This is a genomic window from Burkholderia semiarida (assembly GCF_029268935.1).
In the GTDB taxonomy this organism is placed as follows: Bacteria; Pseudomonadota; Gammaproteobacteria; order Burkholderiales; family Burkholderiaceae; genus Burkholderia; species Burkholderia semiarida.
Genome location: NZ_JAHLCL010000007.1, coordinates 165,280 through 185,960 on the forward strand (window position 1 = coordinate 165,280; position 20,681 = coordinate 185,960).

Annotated in this window: 20 protein-coding genes and 1 pseudogene; 13 read left to right on the forward strand and 8 right to left on the reverse strand. The window is 66.8% G+C overall.

Features of this window, described 5'->3' with window-relative positions; translation table 11 throughout:
* The first annotated feature begins 24 nt into the window (after window positions 1–24).
* The 8 genes from KPB06_RS13680 to KPB06_RS13715 all read left to right on the forward strand — a co-directional run bounded on the left by KPB06_RS13680 (window position 25) and on the right by KPB06_RS13715 (window position 7,079).
* Window positions 25–855, forward strand: a complete 831-nt coding sequence (locus tag KPB06_RS13680; protein WP_041492088.1) for a 3',5'-nucleoside bisphosphate phosphatase — start codon at window positions 25–27, stop codon at window positions 853–855.
* 72 nt (window positions 856–927) lie between these two features.
* Window positions 928–1,560 carry an L-threonylcarbamoyladenylate synthase gene (locus tag KPB06_RS13685; protein WP_059583357.1) on the forward strand — a complete coding sequence of 211 codons (633 nt, stop codon included), beginning with the start codon at window positions 928–930 and terminating at the stop codon, window positions 1,558–1,560.
* Between the two features lie 47 nt (window positions 1,561–1,607).
* On the forward strand, window positions 1,608–2,270 hold the full coding sequence (locus KPB06_RS13690; RefSeq protein ID WP_059583358.1) for a site-2 protease family protein: 663 nt from the start codon (window positions 1,608–1,610) through the stop codon (window positions 2,268–2,270).
* An 8-nt stretch (window positions 2,271–2,278) separates the two neighbouring features.
* Window positions 2,279–3,481 (forward strand): tryptophan--tRNA ligase, encoded by a 1,203-nt coding sequence (locus KPB06_RS13695; protein WP_006487046.1) that lies wholly within the window; start codon window positions 2,279–2,281, stop codon window positions 3,479–3,481.
* An 8-nt stretch (window positions 3,482–3,489) separates the two neighbouring features.
* The gene (locus tag KPB06_RS13700; protein WP_275906104.1) at window positions 3,490–4,092 is read left to right on the forward strand and encodes a class I SAM-dependent methyltransferase; all 603 of its coding nucleotides are present in this window, start codon (window positions 3,490–3,492) and stop codon (window positions 4,090–4,092) included.
* Between the two features lie 46 nt (window positions 4,093–4,138).
* On the forward strand, window positions 4,139–5,041 hold the full coding sequence (gene dapA, locus KPB06_RS13705) for a 4-hydroxy-tetrahydrodipicolinate synthase (protein ID WP_059583362.1): 903 nt from the start codon (window positions 4,139–4,141) through the stop codon (window positions 5,039–5,041).
* Between the two features lie 111 nt (window positions 5,042–5,152).
* Window positions 5,153–6,298 carry an outer membrane protein assembly factor BamC gene (gene bamC / locus KPB06_RS13710; RefSeq protein WP_275906105.1) on the forward strand — a complete coding sequence of 382 codons (1,146 nt, stop codon included), beginning with the start codon at window positions 5,153–5,155 and terminating at the stop codon, window positions 6,296–6,298.
* A 4-nt stretch (window positions 6,299–6,302) separates the two neighbouring features.
* Window positions 6,303–7,079, forward strand: coding sequence for an MBL fold metallo-hydrolase (locus KPB06_RS13715; RefSeq protein WP_059583365.1), 777 nt, complete (start codon window positions 6,303–6,305; stop codon window positions 7,077–7,079).
* Window positions 7,080–7,193: 114 nt separating this feature from the next.
* On the opposite strand, the gene KPB06_RS13720 is transcribed toward KPB06_RS13715, so the two are convergent.
* The 3 genes and pseudogenes from KPB06_RS13720 to KPB06_RS13725 form a co-directional block, all read right to left on the reverse strand.
* Window positions 7,194–7,457, reverse strand: coding sequence for a hypothetical protein (locus tag KPB06_RS13720; RefSeq protein ID WP_021162672.1), 264 nt, complete (start codon window positions 7,455–7,457; stop codon window positions 7,194–7,196).
* Window positions 7,387–7,633 (reverse strand): annotated as a pseudogene (locus KPB06_RS34485) (hypothetical protein). Before KPB06_RS34485 ends, KPB06_RS13720 begins: the two are co-directional and overlap by 71 nt.
* 56 nt (window positions 7,634–7,689) lie before the next feature.
* Window positions 7,690–8,910, reverse strand: coding sequence for a cupin domain-containing protein (locus KPB06_RS13725; RefSeq protein WP_104012028.1), 1,221 nt, complete (start codon window positions 8,908–8,910; stop codon window positions 7,690–7,692).
* A gap of 32 nt (window positions 8,911–8,942) precedes the next feature.
* On the opposite strand from KPB06_RS13725, the gene KPB06_RS13730 reads away from it, so the two are divergent.
* Complete coding sequence (locus KPB06_RS13730) at window positions 8,943–9,485, forward strand: FKBP-type peptidyl-prolyl cis-trans isomerase (RefSeq protein WP_059643952.1); 543 nt, start codon at window positions 8,943–8,945, stop codon at window positions 9,483–9,485.
* Here KPB06_RS13730 and KPB06_RS13735 read toward each other — a convergent pair.
* Together KPB06_RS13735 and mutS are read right to left on the reverse strand one after the other, a co-directional pair.
* Window positions 9,465–10,736, reverse strand: a complete 1,272-nt coding sequence (locus KPB06_RS13735; RefSeq protein ID WP_275906106.1) for a hypothetical protein — start codon at window positions 10,734–10,736, stop codon at window positions 9,465–9,467. The two genes, KPB06_RS13730 and KPB06_RS13735, sit on opposite strands and share 21 nt — an antisense overlap.
* On the reverse strand, window positions 10,717–13,374 hold the full coding sequence (gene mutS / locus KPB06_RS13740) for a DNA mismatch repair protein MutS (protein WP_059583370.1): 2,658 nt from the start codon (window positions 13,372–13,374) through the stop codon (window positions 10,717–10,719). The genes KPB06_RS13735 and mutS overlap by 20 nt, the downstream gene beginning before the upstream one ends.
* A 344-nt stretch (window positions 13,375–13,718) precedes the next feature.
* On the opposite strand from mutS, the gene KPB06_RS13745 reads away from it, so the two are divergent.
* Both KPB06_RS13745 and KPB06_RS13750 read left to right on the forward strand, forming a co-directional pair.
* The gene (locus KPB06_RS13745) at window positions 13,719–13,952 is read left to right on the forward strand and encodes a hypothetical protein (RefSeq protein ID WP_059583372.1); all 234 of its coding nucleotides are present in this window, start codon (window positions 13,719–13,721) and stop codon (window positions 13,950–13,952) included.
* 208 nt (window positions 13,953–14,160) lie between these two features.
* A complete protein-coding gene (locus tag KPB06_RS13750) occupies window positions 14,161–14,511 on the forward strand; it encodes a hypothetical protein (protein ID WP_275906107.1) in 351 nt (116 codons plus the stop codon).
* A 407-nt stretch (window positions 14,512–14,918) separates the two neighbouring features.
* Here KPB06_RS13750 and KPB06_RS13755 read toward each other — a convergent pair whose 3' ends face one another.
* On the reverse strand, window positions 14,919–16,541 hold the full coding sequence (locus tag KPB06_RS13755; protein ID WP_060310075.1) for an NAD(P)/FAD-dependent oxidoreductase: 1,623 nt from the start codon (window positions 16,539–16,541) through the stop codon (window positions 14,919–14,921).
* Window positions 16,542–16,845: 304 nt separating this feature from the next.
* Window positions 16,846–17,649, reverse strand: a complete 804-nt coding sequence (locus KPB06_RS13760; protein ID WP_059608913.1) for an inositol monophosphatase family protein — start codon at window positions 17,647–17,649, stop codon at window positions 16,846–16,848.
* A gap of 282 nt (window positions 17,650–17,931) precedes the next feature.
* Here KPB06_RS13760 and KPB06_RS13765 point away from each other — a divergent pair, with 282 nt between their 5' ends.
* Together KPB06_RS13765 and cysE are read left to right on the forward strand one after the other, a co-directional pair.
* Window positions 17,932–18,756, forward strand: coding sequence for an RNA methyltransferase (locus KPB06_RS13765; protein ID WP_104012030.1), 825 nt, complete (start codon window positions 17,932–17,934; stop codon window positions 18,754–18,756).
* 283 nt (window positions 18,757–19,039) lie between these two features.
* Window positions 19,040–19,813, forward strand: a complete 774-nt coding sequence (gene cysE / locus KPB06_RS13770; RefSeq protein WP_059583378.1) for a serine O-acetyltransferase — start codon at window positions 19,040–19,042, stop codon at window positions 19,811–19,813.
* 51 nt (window positions 19,814–19,864) lie between these two features.
* Here cysE and KPB06_RS13775 read toward each other — a convergent pair whose 3' ends face one another.
* The gene (locus KPB06_RS13775; RefSeq protein ID WP_089464936.1) at window positions 19,865–20,665 is read right to left on the reverse strand and encodes a UDP-2,3-diacylglucosamine diphosphatase; all 801 of its coding nucleotides are present in this window, start codon (window positions 20,663–20,665) and stop codon (window positions 19,865–19,867) included.
* Between the last annotated feature and the right edge of the window lie 16 nt (window positions 20,666–20,681).

The following is a 20,681-nucleotide window of genomic DNA, read 5'->3' on the forward strand; positions in this document are numbered from 1 at the left end:
GAGGCCTTACCTGCGATGCTGATAATGAACGCCGATCTCCACTGCCATTCCAATGTTTCCGACGGGTTGCTGTCGCCTGCCGACGTCGCGCGCCGCGCGCATGCGGGCGGCGTGACCCTGTGGGCGCTGACCGACCACGACGAGATCGGCGGCCAGGCGGCGGCGCGCAGCGAGGCGGAAGCGCTCGGCATGCGCTACCTGAGCGGCGTCGAGATTTCGGTCACGTGGGCGTCGCGCACCGTGCACATCGTCGGTCTGAACATCGATCCCGCCCATCCGGCGCTGGTCGACGGCCTGTACCGCACGCGCCACGGCCGCGCGGCGCGCGCGCTGGCGATCGCGGAGCAGCTCGCGACGCTCGGCATTCCCGGCGCCTACGAAGGCGCGCTGAAATACGTGTCCAATCCCGACCTGATCTCGCGCACGCACTTCGCCCGCTTTCTCGTCGAAAACGGCCATGCCGAGTCGACGTCCGACGTGTTCGACCGCCTGCTGGGCGACGGCAAGCCCGGCTTCGTCCCGCATCGCTGGGCGTCGCTGTCCGACGCGGTCGGCTGGATCCGCGCGGCAGGCGGCGAAGCGGTGGTCGCGCATCCGGGCCGCTATCGCTATACGCCGGTCGAATTCGACGCGTTCTTCGGCGAGTTCATCGATCTCGGCGGCCGCGCGATCGAGGTCATCACGGGCAGCCACACGCCCGACCAGTACCGCGAATACGCGGACGTCGCGCGCCGCTTCGGCTTCGAAGTATCGCGCGGCTCGGATTTCCATGCGCCGGGCGAGGGCCGCATCGAGCTCGGCAGCCTGCCGCCGCTGCCGCCCGACCTGACGCCGGTCTGGGAGCGCTGGCTCTGACGCCGGGCGGCTTCGGGCCGCCCGTGTCGCCGCCGTTGCGCGCATCCGACTTCTCCCTCTTTACGTGTCCCCATGTCCCAGTTCTTCAGGATTCATCCGGATAATCCGCAGCCGCGCCTGATCAAGCAGGCGGTGGAGATCGTCAGCAAGGGCGGCGTGATCGCGATGCCGACCGATTCGAGCTATGCGCTCGCGTGCCATCTCGACGACAAGGACGCGGTCGAGCGCGTGCGCCGGATTCGCGGCCTCGACGAAAAGCAGCATCTGTCGCTGCTCGTGCGCGACCTGTCGGAGCTCGCCAATTTCGCGATGGTCGACAACCGCCAGTACCGGCAGATCAAGTCGGTGACGCCGGGCCCGTACGTGTTCATCCTGCAGGCGACGAAGGAAGTGCCGCGCCGGCTGTCGCACCCGTCGCGCAAGACGATCGGGCTGCGCGTGCCCGATCACGCGATCACGCTCGCGCTGCTGGAGTCGCTCGGCCAGCCGCTGCTCGGCACGACGCTGATCCTGCCGCCGGACGACGAACCGCTGAACGATCCCGAGGAAATCCGCACGCGGCTCGAGAAACAGGTCGACCTCGTGATCGACGGCGGCGCGTGCCCGCGCGAGCCGTCGACGGTGATCGACCTGACCGGCGATGCGCCCGAACTCATCCGCGCGGGGCGCGGCTCCCTCGAACCCTTCGGGCTCTCGGCCGCATGACGCGCCGTGCCATTTTTGCGCGAGTGCGCTTGTTACAATAACGCGATATGGATGCTTCCCTGATACAGACCATCGCCGTCTACGCGCTACCCGTGATCTTCGCGATCACGCTGCACGAGGCCGCGCATGGCTATGCCGCGCGTCTGCTCGGCGACAATACCGCCTATGCGATGGGGCGCGTGTCGTTCAATCCGATGCGTCACATCGATCCGCTCGGCACGATCGCCATTCCGCTCGCGATGTACTTCCTCACCGGCGGCGCGTTCCTGTTCGGCTATGCGAAGCCGGTGCCGGTGTCGTTCGGCAACCTGCGCAATCCGCGCTGGGGCAGCCTGTGGGTCGCGCTCGCGGGCCCGGCCTGCAACTTCGTGCAGGCGCTCGTCTGGGGCGTGCTGACCCTCGTGCTGCCGGCCGTCGGCGTCGACGAGCCGTTCTTCACGCGCATGGCGTTGGCCGGCGTCAGCGCGAACCTCGTGCTCGGCGTGCTGAACCTGTTTCCGCTGCCGCCGCTCGACGGCGGCCGCATCCTGGCGGCGCTGCTGCCGACCCGGCAATCGATCGCGCTGTCGCGCATCGAGCCGTACGGTTTCATCATCGTCCTCGTGCTCGTCACGACGGGCGTGCTGACGAACTTCTGGCTGCGTCCGCTCGTCAATGTCGGCTATGCCGTGCTGAGCGCCATCCTGTCTCCCTTCGCCTCGCTTTTCTAACGACAATCATGTTCCCAGAACGTATTTTCTCCGGCATGCGACCCACCGGATCGCTGCACCTCGGTCATTACCACGGCGTGCTGAAAAACTGGGTGAAGCTGCAGTCCGAGTACCCGTGCTTCTTCTGCGTCGTCGACTGGCATGCGCTGACGACGCACTACGAGACGCCCGAGGTCATCGAGAAGAACGTATGGGACGTGCTGATCGACTGGCTCGCGTCCGGCATCGATCCGGCGCAGGCGACGCTGTTCATCCAGAGCAAGGTGCCCGAGCACGCGGAACTCGCGCTGCTGCTCGGCATGAGCACGCCGCTCGGCTGGCTCGAACGCGTGCCGACCTACAAGGAGCAGATGGAGAAGCTGAAGGACAAGGACCTGTCCACCTACGGCTTCCTCGGCTACCCGGTGCTGATGGCCGCCGACATCCTGCTGTATCGCGGCTCGCTCGTGCCGGTCGGCGAGGATCAAGTGCCGCACGTCGAGATGACGCGCGAGATCGCGCGCCGCTTCAACTACCTGTACGGCCGCGAGCCCGGTTTCGAGGAGAAGGCGCTCGAAGCCGCGAAGAAGCTCGGCGGCAAGCGCGCGAAGCTCTATCACGAGCTGCGCAACGCGTATCAGCAGGAAGGCGACGACGAGGCGCTCGAACAGGCGCGCGCGATGCTGCAGGAATCGCAAAGCCTGTCGATGAGCGATCGCGAGCGCCTGTTCGGCTATCTCGAAGGCGCGCGCAAGATCATCCTGGTCGAGCCGCAGGCGCTGCTGACCGAGGCGTCGCGGATGCCGGGCCTCGACGGGCAGAAGATGTCGAAGTCGTACGGCAACACGATCGGCCTGCGCGAAGACGCCGAGACGATCACGAAGAAGGTCCGCACGATGCCGACCGATCCCGCGCGCGTGCGCCGCACCGATCCGGGCGATCCCGACAAGTGCCCGGTGTGGCAGCTTCACCAGGTCTACACGGACGAAGCGACGCACGAGTGGGTGCAGAAGGGCTGCCGCTCGGCGGGCATCGGCTGTCTCGACTGCAAGCAGCCGGTCGTCGAGGGCATCCTGCGCGAACAGCAGCCGATGCTCGAGCGCGCGCAGAAGTACATGGACGACCCGTCGCTGCTGCGTGCGATCGTCGCGGACGGTTGCGACAAGGCGCGCAAGTACGCGACGGAAACGATGCGCGACGTGCGCGACGCGATGGGCCTGTCGTACAACTGATCCGGCGCATGAGCGAATCCGTCATCGCCGCCGCGGGCGGCCACGTCGGCCAGGCCGAGCCGTCGCGCTGGGTCGCGCAATGGGCGCGGCTCGTGCCGGCCGGCGGTGCGGTGCTCGACGTTGCCGCCGGCGGCGGCCGCCATGCACGCTGGTTCGCGTCGCGCGGCCATCCGGTCGTCGCGCTCGACCGCGATCCGGTCGCACTGGCCGCGTTGCGCGCGATTGCCGGCGTCGACGCCCGCGTGGCCGATCTCGAAGGCGCGCCATGGCCGCTGTCGGCCGACGAGCGGTTCGCGGCCGTGATCGTTACGAACTATCTGCATCGCCCGCTCTGGCCCCATCTATTCGATGCCGTGGCGCCGGGCGGTGTGCTGGTCTACGAAACCTTCGCGCAAGGAAACGAAACGGTCGGGAAGCCGTCCAACCCCGCGTTCCTGCTCGCTCCGGGCGAGTTGCTGGACGCCGTGCGCGGGCGCCTGCGGGTGGTCGCATACGAGGACGGTTTCGTCGCCGCGCCGCGCGAGGCGTTCGTCCAGCGTCTTTGCGCGGTGCGCGAGGGCGCGACCCCGAAGGCGGGGGCGGGAATTCCACGTTACGAACTGCCCGGCTAATCCGCTACAATCTCAACGTTTACCGGTACACAATCAATCGCGTTTCATGGCTAACGGCACCCAAGACGGCATTCAAATCCGCGGCAGCATCCCCGCGATCGTCACCCCGATGCTCGAAGACGGCAGTCTCGACCTGCCGGCGTTTCGCAAACTGATCGACTGGCACATCGCGGAAGGCACCGATGCGCTCGTCGTCGTCGGTACGAGCGGCGAGTCGGCAACGCTCAACGTCGAAGAGCACATCCTGATGATCCGCACGGCGGTCGAGCATGCGGCGAAACGCATCCCGATCATCGCGGGCGCGGGCGGCAATTCGACCGCCGAGGCGATCGAGCTGACGAAGCACGCGAAGGCCGTCGGCGCGGACGCGACGCTGCAGGTCGTGCCGTACTACAACAAGCCGACGCAGGAAGGCATGTACCGCCACTTCCGGACGATCGCCGAAGCGGTCGACCTGCCGGTGATCCTGTACAACGTGCCGGGCCGGACGGTCGCGGACATGGCGCACGAGACGACGCTGCGCCTCGCGGAAGTCCCGGGCATCATCGGCGTGAAGGAAGCGACCGGCAACATCGATCGCGCCGCGCACCTGATCAAGGCCGCGCCGAAGCATTTCGCGATCTACAGCGGCGACGATCCGACCGCGATCGCGCTGATGCTGCTCGGCGGCCACGGCAACATCTCGGTGACCGCGAACGTCGCGCCGCGCGCGATGAGCGAGCTGTGCCGCGCGGCGCTGGCCGGCGACGTGCAGACGGCCCGCACGCTGCACATGAAGCTGCTGTCGCTGCACAAGAACCTGTTCATCGAAGCGAACCCGATCCCGGTGAAGTGGGCGCTGCAGGCGATGGGCAAGATGCAGGGCGGTATCCGGCTGCCGCTCACGGCGCTCGACGAGCGCTGCCACGATGCCGTGCGTTCGGCCCTCGTCGAGGCCGGCGTTCTCTGATGGCAAGGCGGCCGCGTCCTGCGGCCGCCGGCTCGACCCCTGATCAACCCGCACCGGCCGGCTCCGTCCGGCGCCGCTCCTGACGAGCGTTCTAGCAAGACGAAGGATTTCATGAAACGTTTCGCCTTTTCCTCTCGCGCCATCCAGTTGTCGGTGGTGGCGCTGGCGCTGGGCGCGCTCGCTGGCTGCGATACGCTGAACGATTACCTGGCCCCCGACCGGGTCAACTACAAGAACACCGGTTCGGCGCCGCCGCTCGCGGTGCCGAGCGACCTGAAGCCGGTGCCGACGACGCAGCAGTTCGTCGCGCCGCCGACCAACGCCGGGCTCGGCACGCTGCCGCCGCGGGCCACGACGAAGGCCGGCAACGCGACCGACGGCATCCCGAGCGCGCAGGATCCGCTCGGCATGCACATCGAGCGCGACGGCGACCGCCGCTGGCTCGTCGTCGACGGCCGCACGCCCGAGCAGCTGTGGCCGATCCTGAAGGAGTTCTGGCAGGAGAACGGCTTCTCGCTGAAGACCGATGCGCCGTCGACGGGCATCATGGCCACCGACTGGGCCGAGAACCGCGCGAACATTCCGGACGACTGGTTCCGCCGCACGATCGGCAAGGTCATCGATTTCGCGTATTCGTCGGGTACGCGCGACCGCTTCCGCACGCTCGTGAACCGCACGCCGGACGGCAACACCGACATCTCGATCACGCACAGCGCGATGGAAGAAATGATGGTCGGCCCGCAGGGCGGCACGTCGTCGCGCTGGGAAGAGCGGCCGCGCAACCCGGTGCTCGAAGCCGTGTTCCTGTCGAAGCTGATGCAGAAGTTCGGGCTGACCGACGCGCAGGCAAAGCAGTTGCTGACCGATGCGCGCCCCGCGACGGCGCCGGCGCAGGTCAGCGACACGAGCGGCGGCGCGGCGACGCTGCAACTGGCCGAGTCGTTCGATCGCGCCTGGCTGCGCGTGGGCCTCGCGCTCGACCGGACCAACTTCACGGTCGACAATCGCGACCGCGAGAAGGGCGTGTACACCGTGCGCTATGCGAATTCGATGGAAGAGCTCAAGCGTGACGGCCTGTTCGGCAAGCTGTTCTACGGCGGCCCGTCGGCGGCGAAGCCGGGCAAGGAGTTCCTCGTCAACGTGCGCGCCCAAGGCGCCGGCGGCACGCAGGTCGCGGTGATCGGCGCGAATGGCCAGATCGACAACTCGTCGGACGCGCAGCGGATCATCTCGCTGCTGCACGCGCAACTGAACTGAACGCGTGCGATTCGCCAGCCTCGGAAGCGGCAGCGAAGGCAACGCGCTGGTCGTCGAGGCCTCGAGCGGCACGACGACCACCCGCGTGCTGCTCGACTGCGGCTTTTCCGCCAAGGAGGTCGAGCGCCGGCTCGGCCGACTGAATCTCTGCATCGCCGATCTCGATGCGATCCTCATTACCCACGAACACAGCGACCACGTCGGCAGCGCGCTGACGCTCGCGCGCCGCGCGTCGCTGCCGCTCTACATGAGCTGGGGCACCGCGCGCGCGGTCGGCGCGGACGAGGCCGATGTCGATCTGCACGTGCTGTGGGGCGACGAGACGGCCGCGATACGCGATCTGGCCGTGATGCCCTATACGGTTCCCCACGATGCGCGGGAACCGCTCCAGTTCGTGTTCATGGACGGAAGCCGACGGCTCGGCGTGCTGACGGACGTCGGGATGGCCACGCCGCACATCACGGCCGTCCTGAGCGGCTGTGACGCGCTGGTGCTCGAATCCAACCACGATACCGCGATGCTGGCCGCCAGCCGCTATCCGCAGTCGCTGAAGGCGCGGATCGGCGGCAACCACGGCCACCTAAGCAACGACGCGGCGGCCGACATCCTCGCGTCGCTCGAACGCAGCCGTCTCCAGCACCTGGTCGCGGCCCATCTGAGCCAGCAGAACAATCTGCCGGAACTGGCTCGCCAGGCGTTTGGCGGCGTGCTCGGGACGGACGGGGAAGACGTGATCGTGGCCTCGCAGGACGCGGGTTTCGACTGGTTGACGCTCGGATGAGCAGCGCGGGGCCGCCGCGGCGGCCCGAAGCGACTGCTGGGCGCTCGATTCCAAAGCGGCAGACGTAAAAAAACCGGCCCTCGGGCCGGTTTTTTTTCAGCTGACGCTGAAGGCTTACTGGCTTGCGCCCGAAGCCGGAGCAGCCGTCGCTGCCGAAGCAGCCGACGCCACTGCAGCAGCAGCGTCGCTCGCAGCAGCCGTTGCCGACGAAGCAGCAGCCGAAGCGTCGCTCGCAGCACCAGCAACTGCCGAAGCAGCCGACGAAGCAGCAGCAGCCGCGTCGCTTGCAGCCGACGAAGCAGCTTGATCAGCGCTCTTGTTGCAAGCAGCCAGTGCAACAGCAGCCAACAGGGAAGCTACGAGGAGGGATTTCTTCATGATCACGTCCTTTTATGGTTAAAGGTAAGCAACAGCGCGAAACAATACCGGTAATGTGCTCCAACACCGACCTGGGCCGCTGGTGGAGATGCACTTCTTAGAGCGTGAATCTTCCCTACGGCTTGGGCGGAAATTATATGCACTTTCCTATCGACCGTCGACAAATGCGGGGTCAATACGTTGTCTTTCCCATACAGAATTTGATCTGTACGGGCATACGGGGCGACTCACACTAATTCCGGCATCCGACCCGTATCCAGCCCGCACGATACCACTCGTGCAACAAGGCTGTCATCGAGGGAACCCGGGATAGTGTTACAAACCGTTTCGCCTCCATCTGGCGTTGATTGGCCAGTTCGGGCAGCCATTCACCGGCTTGCTCGAGTGGTCCTTCCTCGCCATTAATGAAGTACGAGCGCGCGTTATACATCAATGCGGCCCTTCTGTCGAGACGCACGCCACGGCGTGATGCCTGCGTGACGAACGCCGCCTCGGACAGCGGGCGCTCGGGCGGGTCGAAAACGACGTTCGATTTGGGCTCGCTCAGGTAGCAGCCGAGGAATTCGGCGACGTCGCGCTTGCGCCAGCGGATCGCGTCGACGATCTCGGCGACACGTTCGACCATGGCCGGCGGCAGTTGCGCGGGCGCATCGACGGCCGGCTGCTTCGGATCGCGGTAGAGATCGTCGCCGCCCGCGTCGCGCAGGCCGCCGCGCTCCGCAAGGTAGTACAGGAACTGGGCGCCCAGCTCGCCCGCGGACGGGGCCCGGAAGCCGATCGAGCAGGTCATGCACTCGCCCTCGGCGACGCCGTCATGCGCGATGTGCGGCGGCAAATACAGCATGTCGCCGGGCTCCAGCACCCATTCGTCGCTCGGCTCGAAGTTTTCGAGGATCTTCAGCGGCACGTCCGGCTGCAGCGACAGATCCTTCTGCGCGCCGACCCGCCAGCGGCGCCGGCCCTCGACCTGCAGCAGGAATACGTCATACGAATCGAAGTGCGGGCCGACGCCGCCGCCGTCCGTCGCGTACGAGATCATCAGGTCGTCCAGCCGCGCGTCGGGGATGAAGCGGAAGCGGTCGAGCAGCGCGCGCGCCGCGTCGACGTGCAGATCGAGCCCCTGCACGAGCAGGGTCCAGGATTTGCGCGTAACGGCGGGCAGCGCGTCGGGCTCGAACGGACCGTGCGCCAGTTGCCACTTGTTACGAAAATGGGTGATCAATCGCGATTCCGCGTCATAGTCGGCGGCGAGCTCGAACAATGCATCGCGCGTGACCGGCGACGCGACGCCGGGAATCGCCTGGCGGATCAGCAGCGGCTTCTTTTGCCAGTAGCCGCGCATGAATTGCGCCGGCGTAAGGCCGCCGAGCAGCGGCGTGGGAAGATCGGTGGGCGGCGCGCCGAGCGGGGCGGCAGCGGCTTGCCGCGGTTCGGCTTGAGACCGGTTGCGCATCGTATAATGAGACTTGTATTTGGGAGAATTGGATGAAAATCGCAAAAAACACCGTCGTGTCGGTCACTTACAAGCTGTCGGACACACAGGGCAACCTGATCGAGGAAAGCGACGAGCCGATGGTCTATCTGCACGGCGGCTATGATGGCACGTTCCCCAAGATCGAGGAACAGCTCGACGGCCACGAGGCGGGCTACCAGGCGCAGATCCAGCTCGAGCCGCAGGACGCGTTCGGCGACTACGATCCCGAACTCGTGAAGATCGAGCCGCGCGACCGTTTTCCCGAGCCGCTCGAAGTGGGCATGCAGTTCGAAGGCACGCCGGAAGACGGTGACGAGGAAGTCGACTCGCTGATCTATACGGTCACCGATATCGCCGAAGACAAGGTCGTGCTCGACGGCAACCACCCGCTGGCGGGCATGGCGCTGCGTTTCGCGCTGACCGTGAAGGACGTGCGCGAAGCCACCGAAGACGAAATCGAGCACGAGCACGCGCATGGCGCGGAAGGGCTCGAGATCCTCGACGAGGACGACGACGAAGACGGCGAAGCGCCGTCAGGGCGCACCCTGCACTGAGCTTGCCGGCAGGCCCGGCACCGGCCCCGATGCAGGGGGCGGTGCCGGCCACGACGCGCCGCCCGGTGCGGCGCCGTCGCCCTGCAACGGCGGCGCGACCGACGACGCATCGGGCAGCGCCGGCAGCGCGGGGATTTCCGGCATCTGCGGCAGCGGCACGTCGTCGCGCGGCACGAGCGGCAGCGTGGGCGGCACCGGCAGATTCTTCGGTACTTCCTGCAGGCTCACGTTGAAGATCGTCTGCCGTGCCGGCGATACGCTTACCTTCACCCACTGATTCCCCGGATGGCGCGGTCCGATCGCGACGCGCGTCACGTTTCCTACCAGCTCACCGTCGTCGCCATGCAGCGGACGGTCGATCAGAAAGCCGTTCGCCAGCGGTTCGCCGCTCGCGTGCACCACCAGTATCGGGCCCCGGAACGCCCCCGCGGCCTTCACCAGCGTTCGTTTCAGCTCGCGGAAGCCGTCGCGCACGCGCGGCCGGTTGAAGCGCAGCCACGCGAAGCGCTCCGAGCGTTCATAGCGTTCGAACTGCGGATCGCCTTCGAAAATCACGACCATCGCGCGCGCTTCGCGCCGCTTCGCATATTCGGCCGCGTGGTCGATCCAGAAGCTGTTCGCGATCACGCGGTCCTCGAATTCGCCGTTGCGGCCGCCCGCCGTCAAATAATGGTTGTTCGGCGCCGGCACGTTGAGCGCGACGTAGACGATGTCGTCGCGCATCCAGCGTGCGTTCTCGCGATACGGCCGAAACCGTGCGACTTCGCTCTCCCGCGTAATCTGCAGCGCACGCGGGTCGGGCAGCGCGGAATCGGCGAGCAGCGTCTGCCGGAGGAAATCGAGCCGCTCGACCGGGTCGTAGCCGCCTCCCGCCGCGGTGTTGCAGGCGATCCAGTCGTCGTGGCCGGGAATGAACACGAGCGGCACGCGCGCCGAATCCAGGATCGCGCCGCGCTGCGAATACAGCGTGTCGCGGCATGCTTCCTTCGAGCCTTTGAGATCGCCCGCATAGACGACGAACGCGAGGTTGCGCTCCCGTGCGATCGCATCGAGCAGCCGCTGCGCGGCCGGTTCGTCCGCCGGGGCGTTGATGACGCCCGACACGACCGCGAACGAATAGGGCGCGGCGCTGCGCTTGGGCGGCGCGGCCAGCGCACCGGCCTGCGCGAACGCAAGAACCGCCGCGACGAGCGCGGCGGCGGCGCGGGCCGGCAGGCCCCGCGCAATGCGCTTACGCGTGCCCGTCGGCATCGTGCGACCGGACCAGCGTGCGCAGTTCGTACAGCAGGTCGAGCGCCTCGCGCGGCTTGAGATCGTCGGGATCGATGTCGCGCAGTTTTTCGAGCGCCGGGTGCGGCGTGTCGGGCAGCGCCGGCGCATCCGCGCATTCGAGATCGTCGACGGCCGCCGGCGGCGCGCTGAAGAGATCGAGTTGCGGCGTGTGCTGGGAGGCCGACTGCTGTTCGAGATACGCGAGGTGCTTGCGTGCGGCGCGGATCACCGGCGCCGGGACGCCCGCGAGCTGCGCGACCTGAAGACCGTAGCTCTGGTTCGCCGGGCCTTCGTTGACCGCGTGCAGGAACACGATGCCGTGGCCGTGCTCGACCGCCGACAGATGGACGTTGGCCGCTTGCGGGAATTCGGCCGGCAGTTGCGTCAGCTCGAAGTAGTGCGTCGCGAACAGCGTGTAGCACGCGTTGTGCGCCAGCAGGTGGCGCGCGATGGCCCAGGCGAGCGCGAGGCCGTCGAAGGTCGACGTGCCGCGGCCGATCTCGTCCATCAGCACCAGGCTTTGCGGCGTCGCGTCGTTGAGAATCGCCGCGGCCTCGGTCATCTCGACCATGAAGGTCGAGCGGCCGCCCGCGAGATCGTCGGCCGCGCCGATGCGCGTGAAGATCCGGTCGATCGGGCCGAAGCACGCGGACTTCGCCGGCACGTAGCTGCCGACGTACGCCATCAGCGCGATCAGTGCGGTCTGCCGCATGAACGTCGACTTACCGCCCATGTTCGGCCCGGTGATCAACAACAGCTTGCGCTCGGGGCCGAACCGGCAGTCGTTCGCGATGAACTGCTCGACCTGCGCTTCGACGACCGGATGGCGCCCCTGTTCGATTTCGATGCCGATCTCGTCGGTGAAGGTGGGCGCGACCCAGTCGAGCGCGCGTGCACGTTCGGCGAAGGCGGCGAGCAGGTCGAGCTCGGCGAGGGCCGAGGCGACGCGCTGGCATTCGGGGATGAACGGCAGCAGCGCCTGCAGCACCGAGTCGTACAGCGCGCGCTCGCGCGCCAATGCGCGTTCCTGCGCGGACAGCGCCTTGTCCTCGAAGGTCTTCAGTTCCGGCGTGATGTAGCGCTCCGCGTTCTTCAGCGTCTGGCGGCGACGGTAGTCGTCGGGCACCTTGTCGGTCTGGCCGCGCGTGACCTCGATGTAGAAGCCGTGCACCTTGTTGTATTCGACGCGCAGGTTCGCGATGCCGGTGCGCGCGCGCTCGCGCGCTTCGAGGTCGATCAGGAACTGCCCGCAGTTCTCCGAAATGTCGCGCAGCTCGTCGAGCTCGGCATCGTAGCCGCGCGCGATCACGCCGCCGTCGCGCACCATCGCGGCCGGCTCGGTGGCGATCGCGCTCGTCAGCAGGTCGAGGCATTCGGCGGGCGGCGCGAGCGCCGCATCGACGCGTGCGAGCGCATCCGCGTTCGCGACGATCGCGCCGATGCGCTCGCGCAGCGCCGGCAGCGCGGCGAACGTGTCGCGCAGGCTCGACAGGTCGCGCGGGCGCGCGGACAGCAGCGCGAGCCGCCCGGTGATCCGTTCGACGTCGGCGATCTGGCGCAGTGCGCTGCGCAGCGCATCGAGGCTCGCGCTGGCCGGCGCATCGAGCAGCGCGCCGATTGCCTGCTGGCGCGACTGCGCGGCGACCGATGCGCGCGGCGGATGATGCAGCCAGTGACGCAGCAGGCGGCTGCCCATCGTCGTGCAGCAGGTGTCGAGCAGCGAATACAGCGTGGGCGACTCGGTGCCGCGCAGCGTCTCGGTCAGTTCGAGATTGCGGCGCGTGGCCGGATCGAGCCCGATGTATTCGGTTTCGTTCTCGACCTTCAGGCTGCGCACGTGCCGCAGTTGCTGGCCTTGCGTGGCCGCGGCATAAAGCAGCAGCGCGCCGGCCGCGCCGCACGCACTCGTCAGCGAATGCGCGCCGAAACCGTCGAGGCTCGCGACGTCGAGCTGGTCGCACAGACGCTGCGTGCCCGATGCGATGTCGAAGTGCCAGGCCGGCACGCGCTTGGTTGCGCCCGCGCCGGCGGGAATGGCGTCGGTTGCCCCGTCAGGCGTCAGGATTTCGGCCGGCCGGATGCGTTCGAGCGCGGCGGCGAGCTGCTCGGGCTCGATTTCGGCGAGCCGCAGCGCACCGCTCGCGAGGTTCAGCCACGCGAGGCCGATGTTGACCGCGACGCCGCGCTTGTTGTGGCCGGTGCACATCGCGAGCAGGTAGACGTCGTTCTTGTCGGACAGCAGCGCGGCATCGGTCAGCGTGCCGGGCGTGACGACGCGCACGACCTTGCGCTCCACCGGGCCCTTCGACGTGGCCGGATCGCCGATCTGCTCGCAGATCGCGACCGATTCGCCCATCTTCACGAGCTTCGCCAGATATTGCTCGACCGCGTGATGCGGGACGCCGGCCATCTTGATCGGCGTGCCGGCCGACGCGCCGCGCTGCGTGAGGGTCAGGTCGAGCAGGCGTGCCGCTTTTTCCGCATCCTCGAAGAACAGCTCGTAGAAGTCGCCCATCCGGTAGAAGACGAGCGTGTCCGGATGATCGGCCTTGATGCGCAGGTACTGCTGCATCATTGGAGTGTGGCCTGCGAAGGCTTCGGGCGACAGCGTGGTCATAGGTCAGGCATGAAGTTGTTGCTTGGGTTGCCCGAGTTTACCAGTGGCTTCGACGTGAACGCGCGAAGTTGGCCGTTTGGCCAGCTGTAGGGGGACTCGGCAGCGTCAGGGGCCTGTCCTGCCTCACGCGCGTAGCGCTGCGGGCACAACCCGCCACATAGTGCTAACCCCGACACGCCAGTTGCGGTCGACAGTCTAGATTGTGACTGTAGGGGTTCATTGATCGAGCATCGGACGTTCTGTCCATTTCCTCGATATGTCGACCGGAGACCGCTACGTGAACGAATCGATCTACCGCGTCATTTTCGGCTTTGTCGTGATCTGCTGACCGTGACGGAGGATATATGACGCATCCTTTGTACGAATTGCTTAGCAACCTGGACGAACGCCGCCTCTTTTATACATTGGGCCGGCATCGCCCGGACACCATTCTGATTTCCATAACTGTGCCAGGCGAGCGTATCGAGATCGACGTGTTCGACGATGGACATATGGAAATGTCCCGCTTTTCCGGAGATGAGAGTGTAATTGACGAGCAGCAAATAATTTTGAAGGCTATCGAGGAAGCGTCCGAGTGAAAGGGGGGCGACAACGCGCAACGCGACCACTTCCCGTTGGACGACTCTGCTAGATCGCCTAGATTATGACTGTTTGGGTTCGTCGATAGCCAGGGACGCATCAGGGGGCGGTGTGCTTCTTGAAATTATCAATCACGGTTCAGTGAGGCTACAAATGAGACCAGAGTCACGCGCAAATGCTTACGCGATCATGGGCCTGGGATCTACCTTGCTGGGTAGCTATGCATTGGAGCGCACTATTGCGTACTTTGGCATCACTGGTGATTCAGTAGGAGGAGTAGCGTTTGGGGGCGCGGGTATTTGCTTATTCGTTGTCGCGGTTGCCCACTTCTACATGGCAATTGGATACAGATTTGGTCGCCTTGAAGCAGTCGAAGGAAGCCCGGAAAGTGCAACCCTGAAAGCAGAGGTGGGTGTTGTTGCTAAGGCGGTTAAAATTCGTTTCTTGCGAAGGCCGGATGCTAGAAATTCGATTTCAGAACGAGGCACTCGCTACATCTTCTTCATCGGTAATGGCCGGCCGTGGGTTTGTCCAGAATCTAGATTCTTGATGGACTGAGCTAATGGCTTCTCAAAACAGCAGGCGTAAGTCTTGGCGTAGGTTTTTTTCGCTGACCCGCGTCAGATAAGGCGCAGGTACTGCTGCATCATCGGAGTGTGGCCTGCGAAGGCTTCGGGCGACAGCGTGGTCATAGGTCAGGCATGAAGTTGTTGCTTGGGTTGCCCGAGTTTACCAGTGGCATCGACGTGAACGCGCGAAGTTGGCCGTTTGGTCGACTGCCGGCGCTGTCTTGCAGCGGCAGCCGAGTTCGCGCGGTCGCTCGCGAGCGCTTCCCACGAGGCACCGAAGAAGGGCGCATGGCCGTGGGCGGCGCGTCTTTCGCCCTTCCGAAGCGTTGCAACGAGCGGGGCGGGCCCGGCGGCGCTCGGCTGGCGAGCCTGCGCGCGCCGACCCCGTGCCGCTAATCAGGACGCGTGCCCCGACGTCAGGCTGAGCGCGACCGCTTGCGCGACTTCGATACCGTCGATCGCCGCCGAATAGATGCCGCCGGCATAGCCGGCGCCTTCGCCGGCCGGATACAGGCCTTCGACGTTCATGCTCTGGTAGTCGTCCTTGCGCCGAATCCGGATCGGCGACGACGTACGCGTCTCCACGCCGGTGAGCACGGCATCGTGCATCGCGAAGCCGGCGATCTTCTTGTCGATCTCGGGCAGCGCTTCGCGGATCGCTTCGATCACGTAGTCCGGCAGCGCGGTACTGAGATCGGTCGGCGTCACGCCGGGCTTGTACGACGGCTCCACCGCACCGAGCGACGTCGACGGCCGGCCCGCGATGAAGTCGCCGACCAGCTGGCCGGGCGCGCGGTAATCGCCGCCGCCGAGTTCGAACGCGCGCGTTTCCCATTTACGCTGGAACGCGATGCCGGCGAGCGGGCCGCCCGGATAGTCGTCCGGCGTGATGCCGACGACGATGCCCGCGTTCGCATTGCGCTCGGCGCGGGAATACTGGCTCATTCCGTTGGTGACCACGCGGCCGGGCTCCGAGGTCGCGGCGACCACCGTGCCGCCCGGGCACATGCAGAAGCTGTAGACCGCGCGCCCGTTGCTTGCGTGGTGGACCACCTTGTAGTCGGCTGCGCCGAGCTGCTTGTGGCCCGCGAACTTGCCGAAGCGGCTGCGATCGATCACGCCTTGCGGATGCTCGATCCGGAACCCGAGCGAGAACGGCTTGGCTTCGATATAGACGCCGCGGTCGTGCAGCATCTGGAACGTATCGCGCGCGCTGTGGCCCACGGCCAGCACCACGCGGTCGCACCGCAATGTTTCCCCGTTCGACAGCTTGAGCGCGCGCACCTTGCCCTGGTCGATTTCGATGTCGTCGACACGGGTTTCGAAGCGCACTTCGCCGCCGAGTTCGTGGATCGACGCGCGCATTTTTTCCACCATGCTGACGAGGCGGAACGTGCCGATGTGCGGGCGGCTCAGGTACAGGATGTCGTCGGGTGCGCCGGCCTTGACGAATTCGTCCAGCACCTTGCGGCCATAGTGGTTCGGATCCTTGATCTGGCTGTACAGCTTGCCGTCGGAAAACGTTCCCGCGCCGCCTTCGCCGAACTGCACGTTGGATTCGGGATTGAGCACGCTCTTGCGCCACAGGCCGAAGGTGTCCTTGGTGCGCTCGCGCACGGCCTTGCCGCGTTCGAGGATGATCGGACGGAACCCCATCTGCGCGAGGATCAGCCCTGCGAACAGCCCGCACGGGCCCATGCCGATGACGACCGGGCGCAGGAAATCGGCGTGCTCGGGCGCCTTGGTGACGAAGTGGTACGTCATGTCGGGCGTCACGCCGCAATGCGGCTTGCCGGCGATGCGCTCGAGCGCGGCCGCCTCGTCCTTGACTTCGACGTCGACGATATACGTGAGCTTGATGTCGGCACGCTTGCGCGCGTCGTGCGCGCGGCGGAACACGGTGTAACGGAGCAACCCGTCTGGCGCCACGCCGAGCTCAGCGAGGCGCGCGCGAATCGCGGCCTCGAGTGCGCTCTCGGGGTGGTCGAGGGGGAGTTTGATTTCGCTTAGCCGTAACATGGGGACTCGGATGCGATTGCCACGGCGCCGTGGCGGTGTTGATACAGGCGGGGCCGGCATGCTGGCGGCCTCGTTCGCCGCGCGCGCATGCCGGACGCAAACCATTCGCCGTCGTTGCGGCAGAAGCGGAGCGAGCGGCAATACGCCGACCCGCACGCGCCGCGCGAGCAACTTCAGGATAGGCGCACGAAGCGATCCGTGTGCACGGAAGATTTATCCGTGCGCCAGACGATCGGCGCGCCATCGTGACGATGCCGCGCGAGCGGTTTGCGCGAAAGCCGCGCCACGCGGGCGCGGCCCGGGCTTACTCCGCTGCCGGATGCACGCGGCTGTAGCGGTTCAGGATCGGGATCATCTGCGCGTAGATCTTCGGGTTCGCGGCGACGATCTCGTGGCGGTGCAGGAAATCGGCGTCGCCCGTGTAGTTGCCGACGAGGCCGCCGGCCTCCGTGATCAGCAGGCTGCCCGCCGCCATGTCCCACACGTTGATGCCTTGCTCGAAGAACGCGTCGAGGCGGCCGGCCGCGACGTTCGCGAGATCGAGCGCCGCCGCGCCCGGGCGGCGCAGGCCCGTGCAGGCCTGCGTCATTTCGGTGAAGAGGCGCGCGTAGGCGTCGAGGCCGTCCTTCTCGCGGAACGGGAAGCCCGTGCCGACCAGCGCGTCCGACAGGCGGTCGCGGCGGCCGACGCGGATGCGGCGGTCGTTCAGGTACGCGCCGCGGCCGCGGGTGGCCGTGAACAGGTCGTTCTTGTTCGGATCGTAGACGACGGCCTGCGTGACGACGCCCTTGTGCTCGAGCGCGATCGAGACGCAGTAGTACGGGAAGCCGTGGATGAAGTTGGTCGTGCCGTCGAGCGGATCGATGATCCACTTGAATTCGGATTCGTTCTCCGATTCGCCCGATTCCTCCGCGAGGATCGCGTGATCGGGGTAGGCGGTCTTCAGCGTCTCGATGATCGCGTCTTCGGCGGCCTTGTCCACTTCGGTGACGAAGTCGTTCTGCTGCTTCTTGCGGATCTCGATCAGGTCGAGATCGAGGGACGCGCGATTGATGATCTGTCCGGCGCGGCGCGCAGCCTTGACAGCAATGTTGAGCATGGGATGCATGAGCCTGGATCCTGTAGCCGGCGGCACGGGGCCGCCACGAAGTGGGACAACCGCCCGGAACGGCGCAAGCGTGCCGGGGCGAGGTGAGACGCGAATTGACAAAGAGCGGGGTACGACCCGCGCTGCGCCGGGCGCAACGCGTAAAGGCATGATTTTACCCGATTTTCGGCGGTTTCAGGCGACCGGCATGCGGGGAAACCCCCACTGGCCGTCCGGACGAGTGGGTTTGCGCGGGCGATGGCGATACCATACGGCCATTCTGATGAACCGAGTCGTATCGTAGTGGAAACCCCGCAGAACACCGCCGCGCCGTCCGAATCGGGCGCAGCCTCGTCCGCGCCGCCGTCCGGCGGCTTCACGTCCACCCGCTTCGTGCTCGTCGAGCCGAGCCATCCCGGCAACGTCGGGGCGGCTGCCCGCGCGCTGAAGACGATGGGCTTCTCGCGCCTCGTGCTGGTCGCGCCGCGCGTGCCGCACGTGCAGCGCGACCCCGAGGCGATCGCGATGGCCAGCGGCGCGGACGACGTCCTCGCGTCCGCGCATGTCGTGCCGACGCTCGGCGAAGCGCTGTCCGGCGTTCACTGGTCGATCGCGTTGACCGCGCGCACGCGCGAATACGGGCCGCCGCGTCTTGCACCGCGCGCGGCCGCCGCGCAGGCGAGCGCGCAGGTCGGCGCGGGCGACATCGCGCTCGTGTTCGGCAACGAGCGCACCGGTCTCGCGAACGAGCATGTCGACCAATGCAGCGCGCTCGCGCATATTCCGGCCAACCCGGCCTACAGTTCGCTGAACCTCGCGCAGGCCGTGCAGGTGCTCGCGTACGAGTTGCGCGTCGCGTTTCTCGAGCAGGCGAGCGAGCCGTCGGCGCAGCCGCCGGCCGAAGCCGGCACGCTCGCGCAGAGCGACGAGATCGAGCGGATGTACGTGCACCTCGAGAACGCATTGATCGCGCTCGACTTCCTCGATCCGCGCAATCCGAAGAAGCTGATGCCGCGGCTGCGGCGCCTGTTCGCGCGCACCGGCCTCGAGCGCGAGGAGGTCAATATCCTGCGCGGCATCGCGAAGCACATCCTGCTGAAGTCGGGCAAGCCGGGCGGCGACGCGTAAGCGGCCGACGCTCCGATTGCCGGGCGCGGGGAATCCGGTGGCAGGCCGTGCCTCGACCCACCGGAAGCGTCGAAGCTTCTATTTCTCCGACCGACCCACCCTGCAAACGCCGCCACGGCAAGCGTCCCGGTCGAATACCCGCGCCGACGGCGGGGTGAACGCGCGGCCGCGTGCGGCCGCGCGCGACTGGCCCTACAATCGCCGGACATCATAAGCAAATGACCCGGTGCGATAACGGCCGGCATTGCCGGCGATGCGCGCCGGCCTTTTCCCAGACCACATCATGTTCACGAGACTGCGCGAAGACGTTGCAACGATTCGCGAGCGGGATCCCGCCGCTCGCAGTGCGTGGGAAGTGCTGACCTGTTATCCGGGGCTGCACGCGCTCGTGCTGCACCGATTCGCGCACGCATGCTGGCGCGCGAAACGCTACTGGCTCGCGCGGTTCGTGTCGCAGGCCGGCCGGTTCCTGACCGGAATCGAGATCCATCCCGGCGCGACGATTGGCCGGCGCGTGTTCATCGATCACGGCATGGGTGTCGTGATCGGCGAGACGGCGATCATCGGCGACGACTGCACGATCTATCAGGGCGTGACGCTGGGCGGTACGTCGCTCACGCGCGGCGCGAAGCGCCACCCGACGCTCGAGGCCGGCGTGATCGTCGGTGCCGGCGCGAAGGTGCTTGGCGGTTTCACGGTCGGCGCGGGCGCGAAGATCGGCTCGAACGCGGTGGTCGTCAAGCCGGTGCCGGCGGGGGGCACGGCGGTGGGCAACCCGGCGCGCATCGTGATGCCGGCGCAGCCGAAGCCGCAGGCCGAGCGTGCGGCGTTCAGCGCATACGGGATCACGCCGAACGCCGACGATCCGATGTCGCTCGCGATTCACGGTCTGATCGATCACGCGGCGAAGGAAAGCCGCCGCGTCGACGAGATCGTCGCGGCGCTCGAGCGGCTCGGCACGCATCTGGAAACGCTGCAGGGCGCCGACGCGGCGCGCCTCGACCTGCGCAGGCTGTCGGCGGTGCTCGAAGGCAAGACGGTCGAACGCCAGACGTAACGAACGCGATCGACACCGATCGCTGCCGTCAGTGCGATAGCAGCGGCGGCGTCAGTCGAGCGGCATCGGGTGGATGCCTTCCGCGTCGACGCGCAGGTAGCCGCCGCGCGGCGTGCCGTGATCGAGATCCCAGTCGGGCAGCACCCAGCGGATCCCGCCCGGCTCCGCGTGGCGCGCGGGGCGGTGCGTGTGGCCGTGAATGATCACGCTCGCGCGGCTCTTCCGGAACAGCGCGGCCACGCCTTCTTGCGTGACGTCGTAGATGGCCGACGCAGGGCGCATGCGGCCCGCTTCGCTGCTCGAGCGCATGCGCTGCGCCAGCGCGCGGCGCCACCGGAACGGCCACGCGAGAAACAGCCATTGCGCGACGCGGTTGCGCGCGAAGCGACGGAACACCTGGTAGCCGCGGTCGGCCGTGCATTGCGCGTCGCCGTGCGCGAGCACGATGCGCTGGCCGAACGCCATGATCAGCGAAGGGTCGGGCAGCAGCATCGCGCCGGCGGCCTTCATGAAGCGCCGGCCGAGCAGGAAATCGCGGTTGCCGTGCATCACGTAGAGCGCGATGCCGCGTTCCGAGAACGTGTGCATCAGCGCGGCCATGCGTGCGGCGAACGGATCGTCGTCGAGGACGTCGTCGCCGATCCAGTATTCGAACAGGTCGCCGAGGATGAACACCGAATCGGCGCTGTCGGCGGTGTATTTGACGAAATGCTCGAACGCGGCGACCGTCTTCGGAATCGCCTCGCTCAGGTGCAGATCGGACAGAAACAGGAACGGGCGTGCGGCTTGCGCGTACTCGCGCTCGCCCGGCACGCCCGCGGAGACGCTTCGCGGCGGACTCTCCTGCAACATCGAAGTGCCTCCGTAA

Excerpts from the sequence above, each read along its gene's own strand:
- KPB06_RS13680 (WP_041492088.1), top strand. The coding sequence starts at position 25 with ATGAACGCCGATCTCCACTGCCATTCCAATGTTTCCGACGGGTTGCTG.
- KPB06_RS13685 (WP_059583357.1), top strand. The coding sequence starts at position 928 with ATGTCCCAGTTCTTCAGGATTCATCCGGATAATCCGCAGCCGCGCCTG.
- KPB06_RS13690 (WP_059583358.1), top strand. The coding sequence starts at position 1,608 with ATGGATGCTTCCCTGATACAGACCATCGCCGTCTACGCGCTACCCGTG.
- KPB06_RS13695 (WP_006487046.1), top strand. The coding sequence starts at position 2,279 with ATGTTCCCAGAACGTATTTTCTCCGGCATGCGACCCACCGGATCGCTG.
- KPB06_RS13700 (WP_275906104.1), top strand. The coding sequence starts at position 3,490 with ATGAGCGAATCCGTCATCGCCGCCGCGGGCGGCCACGTCGGCCAGGCC.
- dapA (WP_059583362.1), top strand. The coding sequence starts at position 4,139 with ATGGCTAACGGCACCCAAGACGGCATTCAAATCCGCGGCAGCATCCCC.
- bamC (WP_275906105.1), top strand. The coding sequence starts at position 5,153 with ATGAAACGTTTCGCCTTTTCCTCTCGCGCCATCCAGTTGTCGGTGGTG.
- KPB06_RS13720 (WP_021162672.1), bottom strand. The coding sequence starts at position 7,457 with ATGAAGAAATCCCTCCTCGTAGCTTCCCTGTTGGCTGCTGTTGCACTG.
- KPB06_RS13725 (WP_104012028.1), bottom strand. The coding sequence starts at position 8,910 with ATGCGCAACCGGTCTCAAGCCGAACCGCGGCAAGCCGCTGCCGCCCCG.
- KPB06_RS13730 (WP_059643952.1), top strand. The coding sequence starts at position 8,943 with ATGAAAATCGCAAAAAACACCGTCGTGTCGGTCACTTACAAGCTGTCG.
- KPB06_RS13735 (WP_275906106.1), bottom strand. The coding sequence starts at position 10,736 with ATGCCGACGGGCACGCGTAAGCGCATTGCGCGGGGCCTGCCGGCCCGC.
- mutS (WP_059583370.1), bottom strand. The coding sequence starts at position 13,374 with ATGACCACGCTGTCGCCCGAAGCCTTCGCAGGCCACACTCCAATGATG.
- KPB06_RS13745 (WP_059583372.1), top strand. The coding sequence starts at position 13,719 with ATGACGCATCCTTTGTACGAATTGCTTAGCAACCTGGACGAACGCCGC.
- KPB06_RS13755 (WP_060310075.1), bottom strand. The coding sequence starts at position 16,541 with ATGTTACGGCTAAGCGAAATCAAACTCCCCCTCGACCACCCCGAGAGC.
- KPB06_RS13760 (WP_059608913.1), bottom strand. The coding sequence starts at position 17,649 with ATGCATCCCATGCTCAACATTGCTGTCAAGGCTGCGCGCCGCGCCGGA.
- cysE (WP_059583378.1), top strand. The coding sequence starts at position 19,040 with ATGTTCACGAGACTGCGCGAAGACGTTGCAACGATTCGCGAGCGGGAT.
- KPB06_RS13775 (WP_089464936.1), bottom strand. The coding sequence starts at position 20,665 with ATGTTGCAGGAGAGTCCGCCGCGAAGCGTCTCCGCGGGCGTGCCGGGC.